General features: G+C 37.1%; 13 protein-coding genes and 1 tRNA gene. 4 read left to right on the top strand and 10 right to left on the bottom strand.

From position 1 onward, the window contains the following. Nucleotides 1–150: 150 nt before the first annotated feature. The 6 genes from ACN1CN_RS13970 to ACN1CN_RS13945 all read right to left on the bottom strand — a co-directional run bounded on the left by ACN1CN_RS13970 (nucleotide 151) and on the right by ACN1CN_RS13945 (nucleotide 6,391). On the bottom strand, nucleotides 151–2,250 hold the full coding sequence (locus tag ACN1CN_RS13970) for a peptidylprolyl isomerase (protein ID WP_264526126.1): 2,100 nt from the start codon (nucleotides 2,248–2,250) through the stop codon (nucleotides 151–153). Between the two features lie 108 nt (nucleotides 2,251–2,358). Next, on the bottom strand, nucleotides 2,359–3,618 hold the full coding sequence (locus tag ACN1CN_RS13965; protein ID WP_419136101.1) for a hemolysin family protein: 1,260 nt from the start codon (nucleotides 3,616–3,618) through the stop codon (nucleotides 2,359–2,361). Nucleotides 3,619–3,621: 3 nt separating this feature from the next. Then, entirely contained in the window at nucleotides 3,622–3,816 is a 195-nt protein-coding gene (locus tag ACN1CN_RS13960; RefSeq protein WP_264526124.1) for a hypothetical protein, read from the bottom strand. Nucleotides 3,817–3,827: 11 nt separating this feature from the next. Then, nucleotides 3,828–4,379 (bottom strand): LPS export ABC transporter periplasmic protein LptC, encoded by a 552-nt coding sequence (gene lptC, locus ACN1CN_RS13955; protein ID WP_419136100.1) that lies wholly within the window; start codon nucleotides 4,377–4,379, stop codon nucleotides 3,828–3,830. Between the two features lie 52 nt (nucleotides 4,380–4,431). Continuing rightward, nucleotides 4,432–5,664, bottom strand: coding sequence for a hypothetical protein (locus ACN1CN_RS13950; RefSeq protein ID WP_264526122.1), 1,233 nt, complete (start codon nucleotides 5,662–5,664; stop codon nucleotides 4,432–4,434). Next, complete coding sequence (locus tag ACN1CN_RS13945) at nucleotides 5,657–6,391, bottom strand: type III pantothenate kinase (protein WP_419136099.1); 735 nt, start codon at nucleotides 6,389–6,391, stop codon at nucleotides 5,657–5,659. The genes ACN1CN_RS13950 and ACN1CN_RS13945 overlap by 8 nt, the downstream gene beginning before the upstream one ends. Before the next feature lie 104 nt (nucleotides 6,392–6,495). Between ACN1CN_RS13945 and ACN1CN_RS13940 the strand changes: the two genes are divergently transcribed. The 3 genes from ACN1CN_RS13940 to ACN1CN_RS13930 all read left to right on the top strand — a co-directional run bounded on the left by ACN1CN_RS13940 (nucleotide 6,496) and on the right by ACN1CN_RS13930 (nucleotide 8,697). Then, nucleotides 6,496–6,568: transfer RNA gene (locus ACN1CN_RS13940), tRNA-Phe, on the top strand. A 397-nt stretch (nucleotides 6,569–6,965) separates the two neighbouring features. Then, entirely contained in the window at nucleotides 6,966–8,462 is a 1,497-nt protein-coding gene (locus ACN1CN_RS13935; protein ID WP_419136098.1) for an MFS transporter, read from the top strand. A gap of 10 nt (nucleotides 8,463–8,472) precedes the next feature. Next, nucleotides 8,473–8,697 carry a DUF6814 family protein gene (locus tag ACN1CN_RS13930; protein WP_173967121.1) on the top strand — a complete coding sequence of 75 codons (225 nt, stop codon included), beginning with the start codon at nucleotides 8,473–8,475 and terminating at the stop codon, nucleotides 8,695–8,697. Between the two features lie 107 nt (nucleotides 8,698–8,804). On the opposite strand, the gene ACN1CN_RS13925 is transcribed toward ACN1CN_RS13930, so the two are convergent. The 4 genes from ACN1CN_RS13925 to ACN1CN_RS13910 form a co-directional block, all read right to left on the bottom strand. Further along, entirely contained in the window at nucleotides 8,805–11,678 is a 2,874-nt protein-coding gene (locus tag ACN1CN_RS13925) for an alpha-amylase family glycosyl hydrolase (protein ID WP_419136097.1), read from the bottom strand. An 84-nt stretch (nucleotides 11,679–11,762) separates the two neighbouring features. Continuing rightward, the gene (locus ACN1CN_RS13920; protein ID WP_419136096.1) at nucleotides 11,763–12,860 is read right to left on the bottom strand and encodes a SusE domain-containing protein; all 1,098 of its coding nucleotides are present in this window, start codon (nucleotides 12,858–12,860) and stop codon (nucleotides 11,763–11,765) included. A gap of 17 nt (nucleotides 12,861–12,877) precedes the next feature. Continuing rightward, nucleotides 12,878–14,506 (bottom strand): RagB/SusD family nutrient uptake outer membrane protein, encoded by a 1,629-nt coding sequence (locus ACN1CN_RS13915; RefSeq protein ID WP_419136095.1) that lies wholly within the window; start codon nucleotides 14,504–14,506, stop codon nucleotides 12,878–12,880. A gap of 37 nt (nucleotides 14,507–14,543) precedes the next feature. Then, nucleotides 14,544–17,519 (bottom strand): SusC/RagA family TonB-linked outer membrane protein, encoded by a 2,976-nt coding sequence (locus ACN1CN_RS13910; RefSeq protein WP_419136094.1) that lies wholly within the window; start codon nucleotides 17,517–17,519, stop codon nucleotides 14,544–14,546. Between the two features lie 236 nt (nucleotides 17,520–17,755). Here ACN1CN_RS13910 and ACN1CN_RS13905 point away from each other — a divergent pair, with 236 nt between their 5' ends. Beyond that, on the top strand, nucleotides 17,756–18,787 hold the full coding sequence (locus ACN1CN_RS13905) for a LacI family DNA-binding transcriptional regulator (RefSeq protein WP_264526115.1): 1,032 nt from the start codon (nucleotides 17,756–17,758) through the stop codon (nucleotides 18,785–18,787). Nucleotides 18,788–18,811 lie beyond the last annotated feature (24 nt).

The raw sequence follows: 18,811 nt of genomic DNA, 5'->3' as shown, positions 1-18,811 counted from the left end.
ACAAATTTTTAACCAAAAATCCGTACAAAAATCTCAAAACCGCACCGCCAAAACGATCTGAGTCGTTTCGATAAACCACAAAAAAAACCGAAACATTCTGTATCAGAACGTTTCGGTTTTTATATTTAAACCTTTAACTACTACTAAAACCTAGTAGTTAAATTGTAATCTATTGTCTTCAATTTTAGCATTGTTTTTCAACGCTGGTAAAATTCTGCTTGCATCAGATGCGCTTTGTGCTTTTACTTTAGCCACATACTCTGCATGGTTAGCCGCTGCAGGAGCTTTAACTGTACTAATGTTTTTCACTACATATACACCTGTGTTACCTTCAATTGGAGCTGAAATTTTGTTTGCAGCTAATGCGAATGCATTACCTACTACTTTTGGCTCTTGCCCTACTCCTCCAGGTAATACCGGATTGTCCATAGTAACATTAGCCGCTTGTTGAACAGCTACACCAGCACTTTTAGCAACTGCCTCTAGTGATGAACCTGTCATTTTAGCTTTTAAAAGTTCTGCTTTCTTCTTGTTTTTCAAGATTGACTCAACATAAGGTCTTGCCAATGTTACAGATACTAAACCTGATTTGTTTTCGCTTTTGTATTGTGCAATTACGTGACCGATATTAGCCAATTCAAAACGTTTAACATCTCCAGTGTTCGTTTCTTTGTCAAATGCCCATCTGATGATGTTACGTTGGTTTCCTAACGGACCAAACGCTTCATCCATAGCTTTAGCTGTTACAGGAGCAGCAACTTTTAATCCTAATTGTTTTGCTGTAGCATTGAAATCTTTATCGGCAGCATCCATTTCAAATTTAGTTGCCAATGTAAATACTTTATCAGAAGTAGCTTCAGATGGCTCAATTTTTTGAGCGATAGTAGCTAAACGAATTCCGTCTTGTTTGTCCGTAATTTTGATAATGTGAAATCCGAAAGGAGTTTCTACTAAACCAACTTTACCAATTCCGTTACTGAATACAAAATCATTGAATGGTTTCACCATTTGGTTTGGACCAAAATATCCTAAGTCTCCACCTTGTTGTGCAGATGAATCATCTGAACTTGTGAAAGCCAACATCATGAAGCTATCAGGGTTTGCCTGAACCTGAGCAAGAATTTCTTCTGCTTTAGCTTTAGCTTCTTCTTTTGTTCTTTTTTCTTTTGCGTTTGGAGTTTGAGATCCTTCGTATCCGATTAAGATATGGCTTGCTTTTGCATTTACTCCGGCTTTAAATCCTAAAGATTTAGAAATAGCATAGTATCTTCCGAAAACATATGGTCCGTAAATTGCTCCTGCTGGTAAGCTGAATAATTTATCAGCATCTACTGCTGGTAAAGCATTTTTAGGCACATAAGTTGAATCGTAAGGAACATCAGAGTTTGAGTTTACAAATTCAGCAATGTTAGTAGCATTTTTAAAACCTGGCAAAGTATCGTTTTTACCTGTTTTTGCATTGTACTCTACTCTTCCGTTTAATAACGCAGTGATTTTAGCTTTAATTTCAGCTTCGTCTTCTTTTGAAGCTTTATCTTCTACTAAAACGTATTGAATTTCACGAGTCGCATCCGCTTTGAATTTCTTCTCGTTTTTCTTCATATAATCTACGATTTCTGAATCAGAAATTTTCACTTCACTATCTTTAATTGAAGAATATAAAGCTGCAGCGTAAGCAAAGTTCACTTTGTTTGCTTCCATTTCATACTTTAATTTTCCTTCGCTAACTGTAGTGTAAAGTCCTGCTTTTACTAATGTATTGTAGATTTGGAATTTAGCATTTAGTTCAGCATCTTTTTCTTTTTGAGAAATGAATTGTGCTGCTTCAGGATTTGTTTTAAAGTATTCTTTAAATTTAGCTACATCAAAAATACCAGCTGCATTTAAAAACATTGGGTTTTTACCAATATTCGGATCTGCTTTTAAAACTTCAAGTAAGTGTTTTTCACCTACTCTTAATCCTAATTTATCAAACTGTGCTGATAATAATGCGATTGAAACCTCTTGGTCCCAAACTCTGTTTGCAGCTTCAGTGGAAGTAATTCCTTGACCACTTTTTTCAACATTACTAACTTTAACTCTAAAGTCTTCAAATGAAATATCTTTTCCATCGATGCTTCCCACATCTTTTGAACTTTGACCAAATGTTCCTCTTGTGAATAGATCTTGTATTATAAATGCAAATAATGCAAGTGCAATAACTCCTATCAATAAAGCGGAACGCTGTCTAATTTTTGCTAAAACTGCCATTTTTATTATCGTTAATTTTATATTCAGTTTGCGAAAATACAATTATCTAGTTAATAACAATACAACTAGCGTTTTATTTTACACAATTTTTTTTATTAATTTAAAAAATCACTCTTTTATTGTCAATTTGACCAATTCAATTTTCTTATTTGTGGCTTCTTCGATCACAAAATGATAGTTCCCAATCACGATTTCCTCTCCTTTTTGAGGGATTTCTTTGGTCGAATTGACAATAAACCCACCCAAAGTTCCGTAAGAATCCTCCTCCGGAATCGTTAGTTTATAGGTTTCATTGAGATATTCCACATCTAATCTTGTCGAAAACAAATACTTACCTTCTCCCAGTTCCTGTTCAATCAGTTCCTCGTCTAAATCATGCTCGTCTTCGATCTCACCAAAAAGCTCTTCGACGATATCTTCTATGGTGATAATCCCCGAAGTTCCGCCATATTCATCCAAAACAACGGCTACGTTTTTTCGTTTTTTGATCAATAAGTCCAGCGCATCTTTGATTAAAATTGTTTCAGGAACAAATTCAACGGTCATTAAAACCGATTTTATGGTTTTTGGCTTTTTAAACAAATCAAACGAGTGCACATAACCGACAATATCATCCAACGAGTTTTGACTGACCACAATTTTAGAATATCCTGTTTCTATAAACAATGCTTTAAGATCTGCAACACTGTCAAACAAGTCAATATCGACAATTTCTGTACGCGGTGTCATGATATCACGGGCTTTCACTCCTGAAAATTCCAATGCATTTTGAAAAATCTGAATTTCCGAATCTACTTCGGCATCATCTTCGACAGCATTCATCTGTTCTGCAATATAATTTCCCAGTTCAATTTTACTAAAGTACAACTGTATCTGGTCTCCTTCTGTTTTGAAAAACTTTCGCAGTACAAAGTCTGAAATCCAGATAAAAAAAGTAGAAAAATAATAAAACAGTCGGTAAAACAAATAAGCCGGAATGGCAAAAATCTTGATTAAAGAGTTGGCATAAATCTGAAAAAATACTTTCGGAAAAAACTCTGCCGTTATCAAAACAATAAAAGTCGAAGCAACCGTCTGAACGAGCAGACTCGTCAAATTTGAAAAATGAAATCCTCCGGTTATGATAAACTTCAGAATCAAATCTCCCATGTAAAATCCGTAAACAACCAAAGCTACATTGTTACCAATAAGCATTGCAGCAATAAACTTTGAAGGATTTTCGGTAAGTTTCGTTAGAATTTGTGAAGCAAAATTATCTTGTTTTTTTTCGATCTCAAGATAAATCTTATTCGAGGAAATAAAAGCTATTTCCATTCCTGAAAAAAAGGCTGACAGTATTAAACATAGTATTATAATACCAATTTCCATTTTTTACTGTTTTTTATTGCGATCGTCAAATTTCTTGACAAATTTCCTTCTGAAGAAAAACATAAAGACTGCCATACCTGCAATTATAAAACTCAAAGCGGCAGTATCGTTTGCTTCGTTTAACTTTGTAAAACCATCATAGATAAAATAAATGGCAAACAGGATGTAAACGTATTGTGTATATTTTAAATAACCCATAATTTGTATTTTTATTCGTTTGATTCAATTTCACCGCTAACACGCTGCGAATTAATCACTTTAAAGTCCTTACTAAAATCGATTCCCTGCCCGTTTGAGGCTCCTTTTGCATCGGTAAGTTTAAATTTTCTTTCGGTATAAAACCACTCGTTCGTCTGATCGAAATACAGTTGTTCTGTTTCCAGCATCTGCCCTTCTTCGGATGTGATTCTCACTTTTCCCTGCAAATCAATTATACCGGTAGGCTTGTACGAAACCGCATAATTGGATCTGATAAAGGTACGTTTTTGATTTTTATCGTATAAGATAACATCGATTCCTTTTGGAAATTCGGTAAACGGAAAGTCAAGATTGGAATAGTCCAACATTTTACGACTTTTCAAAACCCCTGTAATACGTCCGGAATCTGTATATTTTATGTCAACGCTATCGGCATCACTTCCGGGAACGAACTCTGAGAAGTTAATTTTCTGAACTTCTTTAAAATTACTTTCGCACCCAAAAAACAGTGTCACAGTAAAAACTGTGACAGCCGCTATTATATATCTCTTTGATAAATTCATTTGCCAAATGTAGTAAATTGTAATGAGCTTAAAAAAATATCAGAGCTTATGCTTAATTGAATTTACTTTTCACGAACCATTTATCATTAAAAGAGAAACTTACGCTAAAGTTGATGTAATTCTCCTGAACCAAACCTGAAGATACTGTTCCTCTTTTTCCGAACTCAACACCAATGTTAACATTCGAAAAAGATCCGTTATTAAGCGGGATTCCAGCTCCTAAAGTCATACCCAAATCATTGATTTCCTGATTGTTTACCACCAAACCAATTTTTTCGTATTTCAATCCGGCTCTATACGTCATTCTGCTTAAATAGCTTGTAAAAGATGCGTAGTTAGGAATATAGTACCCCCCAATTGCATATTTTTGATATTTCTCATAACGCACATTGTCTCTGGTGTTGTAATAGTTTGCCAGTTGTCCGTCACCCTGAAAAGAAACTGTTGTACCTACCAACCATTTTCTGGCTTCTCCGATACCTGCCCCAAAGGTTATTTTGCTTGGCAGTTTCAACTTGTCTTCATGTGCAGGAACGGTAACAGGATCCGGATCACCATCTACCTGAATTACTCTTGTGCTGCTTGAATTTAAAGTACTTCCAAAAGTATAGTTCAAGCTGGTGAACAAGCTTAGTTTTTTATCAATCTTTGTTTGATACATGGTACCAATATTAAAACTAATACCAGACAACTCAGAAGCATTTGTTTCTCTGGTAGCGTTCTGAACGCCGGTTACCAGTTCTAAACTTGTTGTTGTAATTTTTCCAAAATTGTATTGGGCATCAGCTCCAATATTCCAGTTCTTTCTGATTTTATATCCTAAACCCAGGAATACTTTATTAACACCACCTTTTCCTTCAAGTTGATTACTAGTTGCTCCTTCAGTACCTGTAAGGTCGTTTTGAATTTTATATCCAACAGAAGTTACCGGAACTAAACCGAAGGCTGCTCCAAATTTTCCCATCGGGATTCCCAATGCCAAATAATCAAAAGTAGCTCTTTGTGCTTTTTCAGATTTTTCACTGGTTTTCAAATTTGACGTACCGAAAGATCCTCCAACTGTAAAAGTTGTAAACTTTAAACTCGCATAACTTGCAGGATTTTCAATATTCAGGTGAATACTATCCTGTTCCACTGCAACTCCGGACATAGATCTGTTTTCAAGAGTTCCTTTAAATCTTACATCACCAATTCCGAAAAAGGAATAAGGCGACGCAGTACCTTGTTGAGCGAATGAAACGAACGAGATAAGCAAACAAGCGCTTACTATAATTTTTTTAATCATTGTCGATTTTATATTGAAATGTTTGGTTCAAACTCTCCAAAAGGAAATTTGAATTGGCAAATATGGTATTTTTTAATCGTTTAGCCAAAAAATCTGCATCACCTCCCGTTAAAATTATTATAAAATTTGAAAAGTTTGCGCGATATTCATCGATAAAACCATCAATCTCATAGACGAAACCATTGACTACTCCGGAATGAATCGCCTGCTTTGTGGAATCTCCGATAATCGAATCCGGCGACTCCAAAGCGAGCAAAGGCAGTCTGGCCGTATAGTTGTGCAAAGATTCGTACCGTAATCTAAGCCCCGGAGAAATAGCTCCTCCTAAATAATTATCCTTTTCGTCGATAAAATCGTAGGTAATACAGGTTCCGGCATCAATGACCAATCTGTTTTGTCCGGGAAACTTTAAAGTAGCCCCGGCAGCCAAAACCATGCGGTCTATTCCTAATGTTTTTGGAGTCGCATATTTATTGGTGAAGGGAAAAACATCCTCATGAGTTAAAAAATGAACGTTTAACTGTTTTTCGAAAGTCAAAAAAGATTGTTTTTCGATATTTCCGACCGATGCCACGACCAAATCAGAGCATTTTTGATATTTTTCTAAAATTTTTTTAATTTTTTTTTCAAGCTCGTTTTTCTCAAAAATAAAATTCTCAAGAACACTACCTCCCTCAAATACAGCAGCTTTAATTCTGGTATTTCCGACATCAACCGTTAAAATCATTTTTGTTTTTTTAGCCCTGCGAAGATACGAATTGATTTTTTTAAAAAAATGTTTTGGATAAACGAAAAATGATTCTATCTTTGCACCCGCAATGTGCACAGCACGGTACCTTAGCTCAGATGGTAGAGCAATGGACTGAAAATCCATGTGTCCCTGGTTCGATCCCTGGAGGTACCACAACAACCCGAATAGCAATATTCGGGTTTTCTGTTTTTAATCCTTTTCTTGCTGATTTAGATTGGTACCCACTCCCCAATTTTCTGGAACCTTATCGCAAAGAATAATGTGTTTTAACAATCTGTCGATTTCAACAGCTGCAATCGTTTAAAACATTTTTTTTCTGTTACACTATCTTTTGCTAAACCTCCCACTTTTACAGCCGATTCAGGGCTTTTACACTTCTTTCTTTTTTAATTTTAACGCAATTAGTAGGATTAAAAAACCGTAATTATCTTCCTGCTTATTTTTCGTTAAAAAAGTATTAAATAAATAAAAAAATATCTTCTATATTCGCAAAACTATAATTTAAAGTTTTATTCTTTATCAAGTACACAAAGTCTATTAAAGTCTGTTTATGAGCAACACTTCTACAAGGGGTATCTGGAAAGTCATTTCGGCATCGTCAATGGGAACCATGATCGAATGGTATGATTTCTATATTTTCGGAAGTTTAGCAGTCGTAATTTCCACCAAGTTTTTTCCTGGTGACAATCCTACCGCTGCATTTCTGTCGACCTTGGCCACTTTTGCCGCCGGATTTGTTGTACGTCCTTTTGGTGCATTATTTTTTGGACGACTTGGTGACATCATTGGGCGTAAATATACTTTTATGGCTACTTTGTTATTAATGGGTGGTTCTACTTTTTTAATAGGCTGTATTCCGGATTATGATACTATTGGCTTTCTGGCTCCTCTGTTGGTTTTAATCCTTCGCTTACTGCAAGGTCTAGCTCTTGGAGGAGAATATGGCGGAGCGGCTACTTATGTTGCAGAACATGCTCCTGCTAATCAAAAAGGATATTGGACTTCCTGGATTCAAACAACAGCAACCGTTGGTTTGTTTATTTCATTAATGGTGATATTAGCGACAAAAAACATTCTCTCGCCCGAAGATTTTGATTCGTGGGGATGGCGTGTTCCGTTTTGGGTTTCTATTGTTATGGTAGGAATTTCGTATCTGATTCGTAAAAATATGGACGAATCTCCTGTCTTTGCCAAAGCCAAAAAAGAAGGAACAACAAGCGCCAATCCGCTGAAAGAAAGTTTTGGAAACCGATACAACCTGAAGTTTGTTTTACTCGCTTTGTTTGGCGCTACCATGGGCCAAGGGGTAGTTTGGTATACCGGACAGTTTTATGCGATGAGCTTTATGAAAACGGTAATGAATGTTGACTCTTCTCAGGTGGATGAATTATTGGGAATTGCCTTATTACTTGGAACTCCGTTTTTTATATTTTTTGGATGGCTGAGCGATAAAATTGGAAGGAAACATATTATGATGGGCGGAATGCTGCTTGCCATTTTATTTTACAGACCCATCTATAAAACGATGTACAATACTACTGATCTGAGCCACAAAACCGAACTCATTTCCAAAACCACGCAATCGATTGAAATAACAAAAAGTAGAGACTCGATTTACACTACTTCTAAAGAATATAGCGACGGCACTACCTCGCTGGAAAAGAATACTCATTTTAAAAACAAAAAAGAAGCTCAAATCAATACCACGGTTACGATTAATTCTGATGACAAATGGACTTTAATTTTTTTCGTTTTCATCCAGGTTTTATTTGTTACGATGGTGTATGGCCCAATTGCAGCCTTTTTGGTAGAAATGTTTCCCACTAAAATCAGATATACTTCGATGTCGCTGCCTTATCACGTAGGAAACGGAATTTTTGGGGGCTTACTGCCTGCGATTTCCACTTATTTTGTCACACACGCTAAGGAGGCCGGCAAACCGGATTTTTATCTTGACGGACTCTGGTATCCTATTATCATTGCCTCTGTCTGCTTTGTCATTGGAATGATTTACATCGATAATAAAAACAAAACGAATCACCTTTAATATTATAACTATGAATACGATCAAACAAATTTTAGGTGTTTTATGGATTATCCTTGCTATTGCAGCGGCCTATTTTTGCATTTTTGAATTTGGATTACCCAAGCTGCTTTCGGACAAACAGGATGACTTGGTCTTTGGGACCATCATTCTTTTTATCCTCACCCCGTTAATTGTTTTAGGACTGGGAACTTTTGGCTACTTCTCTGTAATCGGAGAGTACAATAAAGGAAAATAAGGGGTGAAAAAGGAAAGGGCTGTCTAAAAACAGACAGCCCTTTCGCACCACTAACAAAACCAAAATCTTTTACTTGTCAGGTATGTTCTTCGTTTATATCGATAAAATTATTTCTTAATGAGTTTCATTACCTGAGTTGCCCCCTTCTGGTCAACCGCTTTTACAAGGTATAAACCTGTTTTCAGATCGCTTACGCCAAACTGAAAATCGGGATTTCCATTGGTAGTAAAACTTTTTACCAATTGTCCTGAAATCGCATAAATCTGAACTTTTGAGGTTGACACATTTAAGGTAAAATAATTCGAAACCGGATTTGGATACAATCGTACCGAGTTTTCTTTTTCAAAATCGGCTATGGCTAAACTTGCGGGTTTGTTGCCATAAATTCTGAATTCTCCCGCCGGAAGATTTAAGGGCGCATTGACATCGGTAACAGTAATAGTTGTGTTGTCCATTAAATTGTACCAGGCACCGGCATATTGAAAACCTGTTGGAACATTTTGGGCCGTAACATCAAAATTAGCTACGATCAAAACATCTTTTAACTCGGTTGAGGATAAAGCACTATTGGTAATCTTTATATTTACAGACAGTGAATTGGCGTTTGCAATTACAGGATCTCCCAAAAACACAGGTTCTTTTATTTTTAGTGCAATCATCTTCGCCCAATCGTTGTAAATTTTATTTCGACCTGAATTGCCCAACCAATTGTTTACCCATTGCGGCTGTGGTTTTGTATCTAATTTACAATCGCCCGCAACGCCATCAAAATCGGTATTGACCGAATTATCATTACAGGTAAAAATAGAGTTCTCCCATCCTAATTCTCCAAAATGCCAAATCATTTTTGGCCCCGGAACCAATAGCGAAACCGCTCCAATTGCTGACATTCTGGACAAAGCTGTATCCAGTGTTTTTACATTGTAACCTCCGCCAGAGTTTCCGTATTGTATGTTTTTATACATCAAACGTTCTTCATCGTGACTTTCGGCATATCCCATTAATCGGTTGGCTGTAAAACCGTGGTTGCTGCTGGCCATTCTCGAAATGTTACTCTCATTTGCATACCCCATTGATAACTGATTGTATGCCCCTGTCATTTTTCCCCACATCATTACTCCTTTAGACGGTGTTTCGGCAATTCTGTAATTGGCCCATTCCTTCTCCTCGGTATCTGACCCCAGGTGCTCAAAAATAGTATAATGTGTAGGATCGAGACTCCACGAATAATCAGCATATTTCTTTAATACATCTACTCGGTCTTGCTGGTACGCATCTGTACATGCGCCATCAGAAGCGGTACAATTTTGTGTAAAACCTTTAGTCAAATCCCAACGAAAACCGTCAATTTTATATTCTTCGATCCATTGTTTAACCACACGTTCGACATAATTTTGTGTTTTTAAGGCCTGATGGTTAAAATCTTCTCCCACATTGTACGCATGTTTGGCAACTGTATTAAAATAAGGATTTTCGGCGGTTGGTGAACCAAAACCGTCTCCGTCAGGATCGTTCATCCACATTCTCACCATAGGATTTCTTCCGAAAGCATGGTTTAAAGCAACATCCAAAATCACAGCAATTCCGTTTTGGTGACACAAATCAATAAATTCCTTCAACTTGTCTGAAGTACCGTAAAATTTATCCAGTGCCATATGAAACGAGCTGTTGTAGCCCCAGCTTTCATTGCCTTCGAACTCCATTACGGGCATTAATTCGATCGCATTTATCTTAAGGTTTTTAAAATAATCGATACGGTCTATTAAACTTTGGTAATTTCTGGCCGCATCAAAATCGCGAACCAAAACCTCATAAACGACTAATTTCTCTTTTTGTGGTTTTACAAAATTGGTCACCTGCCAATTGTATGGGGTTTGTCCGGTTTTCAAAACGGTCACTTCAAATTGCTGTCCTGCCGGATAAACGGGCATATTAGGGTAAGAAGCTGCAGGAATGGAAGGATCATCGTAAGGCGACAATACTAAAGTAGAATACGGATCGGCCGTTTTTACTAAAGCCGGAGAGTTAGCCAGCGGCGTAGTATCTACCACCCAATATTGATAGGTATAAGTAACTCCCGAAACCAATCCGGTTAATTCCAGCCAGAATTTTCCCGAAGCAGGATCTTTTTTCATGGTATAAGCCAAAGTGGGCTGCCAGTTATTGAAGCTTCCGGCAACGTAAACAAAATCTTTTAAGGGAGCATCTAAAACCAAAGTCGCTTTTGTAACATCAGCTGAATTGTAATTAATTCCATCAACCAATCCTGCCGGCATAACCTGCGAAACGGTATTTGGGTTTATGACAACCGAAAACTTTTTTACAATCGTGGTCCCGGCCTGAGTGATGCTCAATTCGTAACTCTGATTGCTGGTCACACCAACATGGGAATACGAATAGCTTGCTGTACTTGAATTGGTATGGATAACTGCCCCGTTTGCCTTTAAGGAATAACTTGCCGCTCCATTTGTATTGGTAGCTGCAATATCAAAATTAGCTCCCGATGCTATAATTGACGCACTGTTTTCTATCGGTGAAGTCAGAGCGACCTGAAAGCTGCCCACTTCTACTAAAATATCCTGCGATTTTTTATTGCCTGTTCCGTTTTTGGCTTTTACCAAAAAACCAATTCTTCCAATGCCTGTGGTATTGTAATAAACTGTTGGCGTAATGGTTTTAGTATAGGTATCTGTACCCGAATTATAGGTAAACTTGCTCGCCTCGCTTGAGGCATCCCAGGAACCATTATCCGGAGTTCCTTTTTGAGAAGTGTCGTTGGTATCAAAAGCCCAAGCCCACATATACAAGGAATGGTCGGTAATTCCCCAGCTATTTTCATCAACGCTTGTACCGTTAATGGTGATGGTAATGGGTGTAGTCTCTTCAAAAGTTGACGGACTTACGGAGTGGCTTATGGTTTGCGATTGGGCAAAAGTAGCCACAGACCACAAAAATGTGATCCATAGTAAAGTTTTTTTCATAATGTGGTTGATTGGTTGGTTAGTTAGTCTGACTAAAAAAAGGGCTATCTTCTAACAGATAGCCCTTTTGATTTCAGTAAAAAATTATTCCTGATTTGGAATCATTAAATAGCTTCCGTCTAAGTCATTAAAATAAATAACATATTTAGATTTTGCTACTGGTATGTTGTCACCGGAACCCCCTCCTGAGAATGGAGTATTTCCTCCCCATGAAACGTCCCATTTATCATCAGCTCTAAATTTAAGTCCGCCATCTTTCAATGCCGTTACTCCCAAAGTCCAGATATGATCGTTGAACGTAGATTTTTTCATAGCTGTCGATGTATTCCAGCCTCCTGGTGTACTGTCGCCAATGATACCAACTGTTCCATACGTTTTAGCAGCAGACGCATCATACGGAGTTAGTTTGTACGTTAGTTTTTGCACATCGATTTTAAAGGTGTAATACCCCTGAGTTGCAATTACAAAACTAGCCGGATCAGCGTCAGATTCTTTTCCTCTGTACACTAAAACATCACCTGCACCACCATACATTGGAGCCCAGCTGCCTAAAGTACTAATGGTTTTAAAAGCACCCGCTTTAAAGAATCCTGTAAAAGTATATTCGTTAGGATTTTTTGGATTTCTGAATAAAATTTGGTTTCCTTTATTATTATCCCATCCTGAAACTGTTGCATCACCAACTAAGTACCATTCTGTAAATTTGTAATCTACTTTTCCGGTATAAGGCGTTACACTAATTGTGATTATTGTTTTAGAAACCTGTGGAACTCCGCCTGAAACACTTGAAGCTATTTTTACATCAAATAAAGAGGCTACTTCTGTTGGAGCTCCAAGATCAATTGCTGCCTGGTTCAAATCTTTTGCAAGTACTGCAACCTCGGCTATATTTGTGGTTCTTTCAAGCGTAACTGCTTTCGAAAAATCACCTCCTTTTTTATCAATCAACAAGGTATAACTTACTACTACAGGAGCAGAATAGGTTGCTTTAGACCATGTAAATTTGGCCACTTCCTGTGAAGGTTTATCCACATCTAAAACAAATGCTTTTCCTGTTGCAGGTGCCGTAATTTCAGGTGTTGCAACAGCATCAACAATTTGTCTGTTCTCTACATCATCGGCATTACACGAAACAGCTAAAACACCAATAAATGCGATTAAAATTTTATATATATTTTTCATTTTAATGTTTTATAAAGTTAATACCCAGGATTTTGTTTCAATGTTGGATTGGCTTGGATATTTCTTGCAGGAATTGGCATTAAATCTCTGAAAGATGCAGTTGCTGCTCCCGCCATAATTCCGCCTTTCCATTGCCAGATTTTAGATCCTCCGCTAAATTTACCAAAACGAATCAAATCGGTTCTTCTGTGACATTCCCAAAACAATTCTCTTCCTCTTTCATCTAAGATAAAATCAAGTGTTAACTGTGGAAGTGTAATTGCCGGTGCACCCGCTCTGCCTCTAATTTGGTTTATATATCCTAAAGCTGTATTAAGATTACCGCTGGTAGCTCCTCTAAGAGTAGCCTCAGCATACATTAAATAAGCATCTGTTAATCTGAACATTGGGAAATCAATATCCGGAATATCATTTCTTTGTGCTGCAGAACCATCAGCATTTTTATTGATGTATTTTGTTACCGCATAACCATCTGTAAAGGTCGATACATTATTGATGTCTAACGATTGTCCATCGGTATAGAATGTCCCTCTTTTATCTCCTGTTGCCGTTGCATCAGGAAAAAGAGCTACAAACTCTTTACGAGTTCTAATCCCTTGCCATCCACCATCCATTCCTCTGGATGCTGCATCCATGCTACCTCCGATAGAAGCGTGCATGATAAAACTCATTCCTCCACCAGTTGCTCTAATGGCATTACCATCACTAACAATTGGGAAAATAACTTCTGACTGAGCGCCATTTCTATTATTATCTGCAGAGAATAAGTATCTGTACGGAACATTTGCGAAAGTATAACCTGAACCCGTAATAATTTCATTACACAATGTTGCAGCTTCATTGTTCTTGTCTACACCAATGTATACTTTTGCGTTCAAATAAACCTGAGCCAATAAAAATTTAGCAGCCGTTTTATCTACTCTTCCATATTCATTTGCTTTTGCAGCAACTAAACTATTGTCTAAGTCCTTCAATTCAGATTCAACAAAAGCAAAAACTTCTGCTCTTGTTTTTTGTTCCGGGTAAAAGAATCCAACTGGGTCTTTTTCTGTTGTAATTGGCACATTCCCGAACAAATCCATTAAGTTGTAATAAGAGAAAGCTCTTAAGAAACGAGCCTCAGCTCTAAAGTTAGCGATATCAGCTTTCAGCTTGGCATCAACATTTCTTGACGCTAATTTCTCTTCTGTTGTTTGTCTTAAAAACTCATTCGCAACACTGATGTGGTAAAATGCTCTTGAAAAAGTTCCTTCCAAAAACTCATTTGCAGGAGACCATGTCTGTGCATTCAAAGTTGGTAAGGTACCATCAGCCCAGGCAATAATGGCTTCATCTGTGGTAAATTCCTGTGTTACAAAAAGTAATCTTAAGTAACTGCTAAAGTCACCCCCAAGTCCAGCGATATCAGGGCTTTTTCCAGGTATAGCCGCGTCACCATCACCATCATTACCTCCAACATACAAACCTGCGTATAATTTAGCTAAAACTTGTTTGTACGATGCCGGATCTTTAAAAAAGGTTTCTGATAAAAATTCATCATCATCCTTTGGCGTCACGTTTAAGTCGTCCGTACACGAAGTAAGCGTCATACTTAATCCTAAAACGAATAGGAAAAAATAAGATATATATTTAAATGATATTTTCATTTTGTTTGTTTTTAAATTTGTGATTTTCAGTCTACTATTAGAAATTCGCATTTACACCAAACAAGAATGTTCTTGCTCTTGGATAAACGTTATTATCAATTCCGTTGAATTTCTCAGGATCTAAACCATTGTATTTTGTTAGAATGAAAACATTCTGAACTCCAGCTGTAAATCGTAAAGAAGCACCTTTAATGACCGTTTTATCAAAAGTATATCCAAGTGTTACGTTGTCTAATTTGATAAAAGAAGCATCTTTCACAAAATAGTCAGACAAGTAACGTGATGTACCATTGTCTTCAAAAGTGAAACCAGTATTGTAGTAATCTGAACTTACGTTAGACAAATCTGTTTGTCTTCTTAATCCCGCGTCAGAATAACCTAAATTAGAACTTACGTTATCAAAAATCTTATTGCCTACACTTGCTCTCCAGTTCATTGTAAAGTCAAACTTTTTGTAGTTTATGGTAGAGAACAATCCAAAAGTATAATCCGGTGCAGCTTTTCCAGCTCTGTAACGGTCAGCCGTATCAATTTTTCCGTCTCCGTTTCTGTCTACATAAGCCCCTGCAATTGGTCTTTTGTTTGCATCGTATAATTGCTCGTATACAAAAAATGAATTTGGCGCATAACCTACTGAATTAATCAGGATTTTATTTCCGTTTCCTCCGGCGATGTTATCTCCCGTTAAGTACCCTTGAAAACCAGGAACTGTAATTCCTAATTCCGAAATATTCTGATCAATATAAGTCGTATTAAAAGCTACATTCCAAGTCAGATTATCGTTTTTAATAATATCAGAGGCAATACTAAATTCAACCCCTTTTGTTCTTACACTTCCAATATTAAAGAAACCTTGATTTCTAATATTAGCACCATCAGGAACTGCAATATCCGCTAACAAATCAGATGATTTTTTATCAAAATAGTTGATAGATCCTGTAATTCTGTCATTGAAGAATCCGTAATCGATACCGATGTTAGATTCTGCCAATTCTTCCCATTTGATATTTTCGTTATATCCTTCTGGTCTTGCAGTTGGATAGATGGTATTACCAAAAATGTATTGTGAGTTAATTGTCCCCAAAGTTACCCTTTGTAAATAATCATACTGAGCAGAGATATCCTGTTGCCCTGTTGTTCCGTAACCCACTCTTAATTTTAAACTGGAAACCGTTGAATTCCCTTTTAAGAAAGCTTCTTCAGCAACATTCCATGCAAAAGCACCTCCTGCGAAATTCCCCCATCTGTTGTCTTTAGAAAAACGGGAAGTTCCGTCTCTTCTATAATTTAAAGTCAGTAAATATCTGCTGTCATACCCTAAATTCAAACGTCCGAAGAACGATTGTAAGTTCACATCCGGATCTGTAGCTACGTCCTCATTAGGATTTGGCTGTCTTGTTTCTCCAGATGAATATTTTTCTTTTTGAAACAATTGGTAGTTATAACCTGCCGTTGCATCAATTTTAATTTTTCCTAAATCTTTAGTATAATTAAAATAAGCATTTAAGTTTTTATTTTGAAGTGCATCCGTATATCTTGAATAGTTTCCAAGATTTACATAACCCGGATCGCTAAATGCTTTTGGCTGAAATCCTAAAATACTTTGTGTACTTACTTCGGTAAATCCGCTACTGTCAAATCTATCGATACCTGCTTCCGCAACAACTCTTAAATCTTCAAAGAAGTGAAGTTTATAATCTACTCTAACATTCCCCCATTTTCTGGTTGAAGTTGCTCTTCTGTTGTCCTGATTTAATCTTGCTACAGGGTTTCTTGCTGGTAACAACGGTAAATTTCCGTTTGGCTCCAACCATTCAAAGTATCCTCCATAACGAGAACCTGTCTTATAAACCGGTTGCGTAGGATCAAATCCGATCGCACTTCCGATAACTCCACCTTCATCCTGAAATTGATTTTTACCGAAAGCTAAATTTCCGCTAATATCGATTTTTAAATGATTGTCAAACAATACCGGATTTAACGATATCGATGTCGTAGTTCTTTCAAAAGAAGTGTTTCTTAAGATTCCAGGATTATCCACATTTCCAACAGATAAACGTACCGGTAATTTATCAAATAAAGAACCGCTTACAGAGATATTATTGTTGGTTGTCAAGGCTGTATGAAAAATTTCATCCTGCCAGTTTGTATTTGCATTCCCTAGTAAAGCCTGTTGTGCAGGAGTACCTTTGGTTTTTACCAATTCTCTGTATTGATCAGCACTCATTACATCCACTGTATTGGCTACTGTATTAATACCAACCTGAGAGCTGAAGTTCACTTTTACACCACCTTTTGCTCCTTTTTTAGTTGTAATTACGATTACACCATTTGCAGCTCTTGATCCGTAGATTGCAGCAGCAGATGCATCTTTAAGTACTGTAAAAGATTCAATATCATTAGGATCAATTGTAGATAAAATACTGGTAGAACCGCTTGGAACCGCATTGCTTAACGGAAGTCCGTCTAAAACAATTAACGGCTCATTTGAAGCATTTAAAGAAGATCCTCCACGGATTCTGATATCCGCTTTAGCTCCCGGTGCTCCACCTCCTGTTACATTCACACCTGAGATACGACCGCTAATTAAACTCTCCGGAGTAACGTTAATTCCTTTGTTAAAGTCTTTTGCTGCAATTTGGGATACAGAACCTGTAGCATCCTTTTTCTTAACAGTACCATAACCTACTTGTACCACAACTTCTTTAAGCTGGTTCGTATCTTCTTCCAGAGAAACGTTTAGTGTTTTTTGACCATTATAAATCACAGTTGACGTTTTATATCCAATAAATGAAACCAAAATTTTGTCCCCATTTTTTACGTTAGATAACTGAAATTTACCGTCAAAATCTGTTGATGTTCCACCCGGAGCACCCTGTACATTTACATTTACTCCCGGGATTGGTTGTCCCGTTGCCAGGTCGGCAACTGTTCCGGTTAAAGTGCTTTGAGCTAGCACCGTAAACGGCAACAAGAGGAATAAAAATAACAACTTTTTGTAAATTGTTTTCATACTTTTTGTTTAAATTAGTTTGAGTTTTTGATTGTTAGTTAAGTTTTTAATTTTACTTCGAATTTCAAAATTAGGAATTAATTAACATGCTCAACCAGTTGCCTTTTTTATAGGTTTACGAAAACGTGGTAGTGTTGAAAACTTTCTATTTTTTGTAATCTTTTAAGTCAAAAATTGTTGATTATAAAAATATAAGATACCTTTATTAACAATTAGATTTTTTTCAAATAACAACTATGAAACGTAAAATAACCCTAAAGCAGATCGCAAAGGAACTTGACGTCTCTATCTCAACTGTCTCAAAATCACTCAGAGACAGTCTCGAAATAGGAGAAGAAACCCGTGCAAAAGTGCAGGCATTTGCAAAGTTTTACAACTACAAGCCCAACAATATTGCCCTTAGTTTAAAAAATCGAAAAACCAAAAGTATTGGTATTATCATTCCGGAAATTGTACATCATTTTTTCTCTACCGTGATCAACGGAATCGAGCAGGTAGCCAACGAAAATGGTTATAGTGTTGTCATCTGTTTGTCTGATGATTCCTTCGATAAAGAAGTACTGAATATGGAGATGCTGGCCAACGGAAGTATCGATGGTTTTATCATGTCGCTCTCTAAAGAAACGCAATACAAAGGTGACTTTCACCACATTACCGAAGTCATCAATCAGGGAATGCCGGTGGTCATGTTCGATCGTGTCACCAATGACATCCTGTGCGACAAAGTAATTATTGATGATAAAGCTGCTGCCTATGAAGCTGTACAAAGTTTGATAGACAATGGCCGCAGAAAGATTGCTCTGGTCACTACCGTAGACTACGTAAGTGTGGGAAAACTCAGAACCGACGGTTACGAAAAAGCGCTTCTCGACAACGGATTGCCTTTTAATGAGGATTTAATCATTAAAATCGAAGATGTAGACACTTGCGAAATCACCATCAGCCAGCTTTTACACGACCGTGCCTTTGATGCCGTTTTTGCTGTAAATGAGCTTTTTGCCGTAACCATTATCAAAACAGCCAGCAAAATGGGGCTAAAAGTTCCCGAAGATCTAGCCGTAATTGCCTTTACTGACGGAATTATTTCCAAATACTCCACTCCGACTATTACAACCGTAAGCCAGAGCGGTGAAAAAATGGGGAATAAAGCCGCTAAAATGCTGATCGAAAGACTCGAAGCCGAACACGATGACGACGAAGAAGAAAACGAAAATTACACCACAGAAGTCATTGAAACACATCTTATAAAACGAGAATCTACTGACTAAAAACCTAAAAATCAACATTTTCTA

This window comes from Flavobacterium sp. T12S277, from assembly GCF_048514875.1.
GTDB lineage: Bacteria > Bacteroidota > Bacteroidia > Flavobacteriales > Flavobacteriaceae > Flavobacterium.
This window is presented reverse-complemented; position numbering and strand designations above follow the sequence as displayed.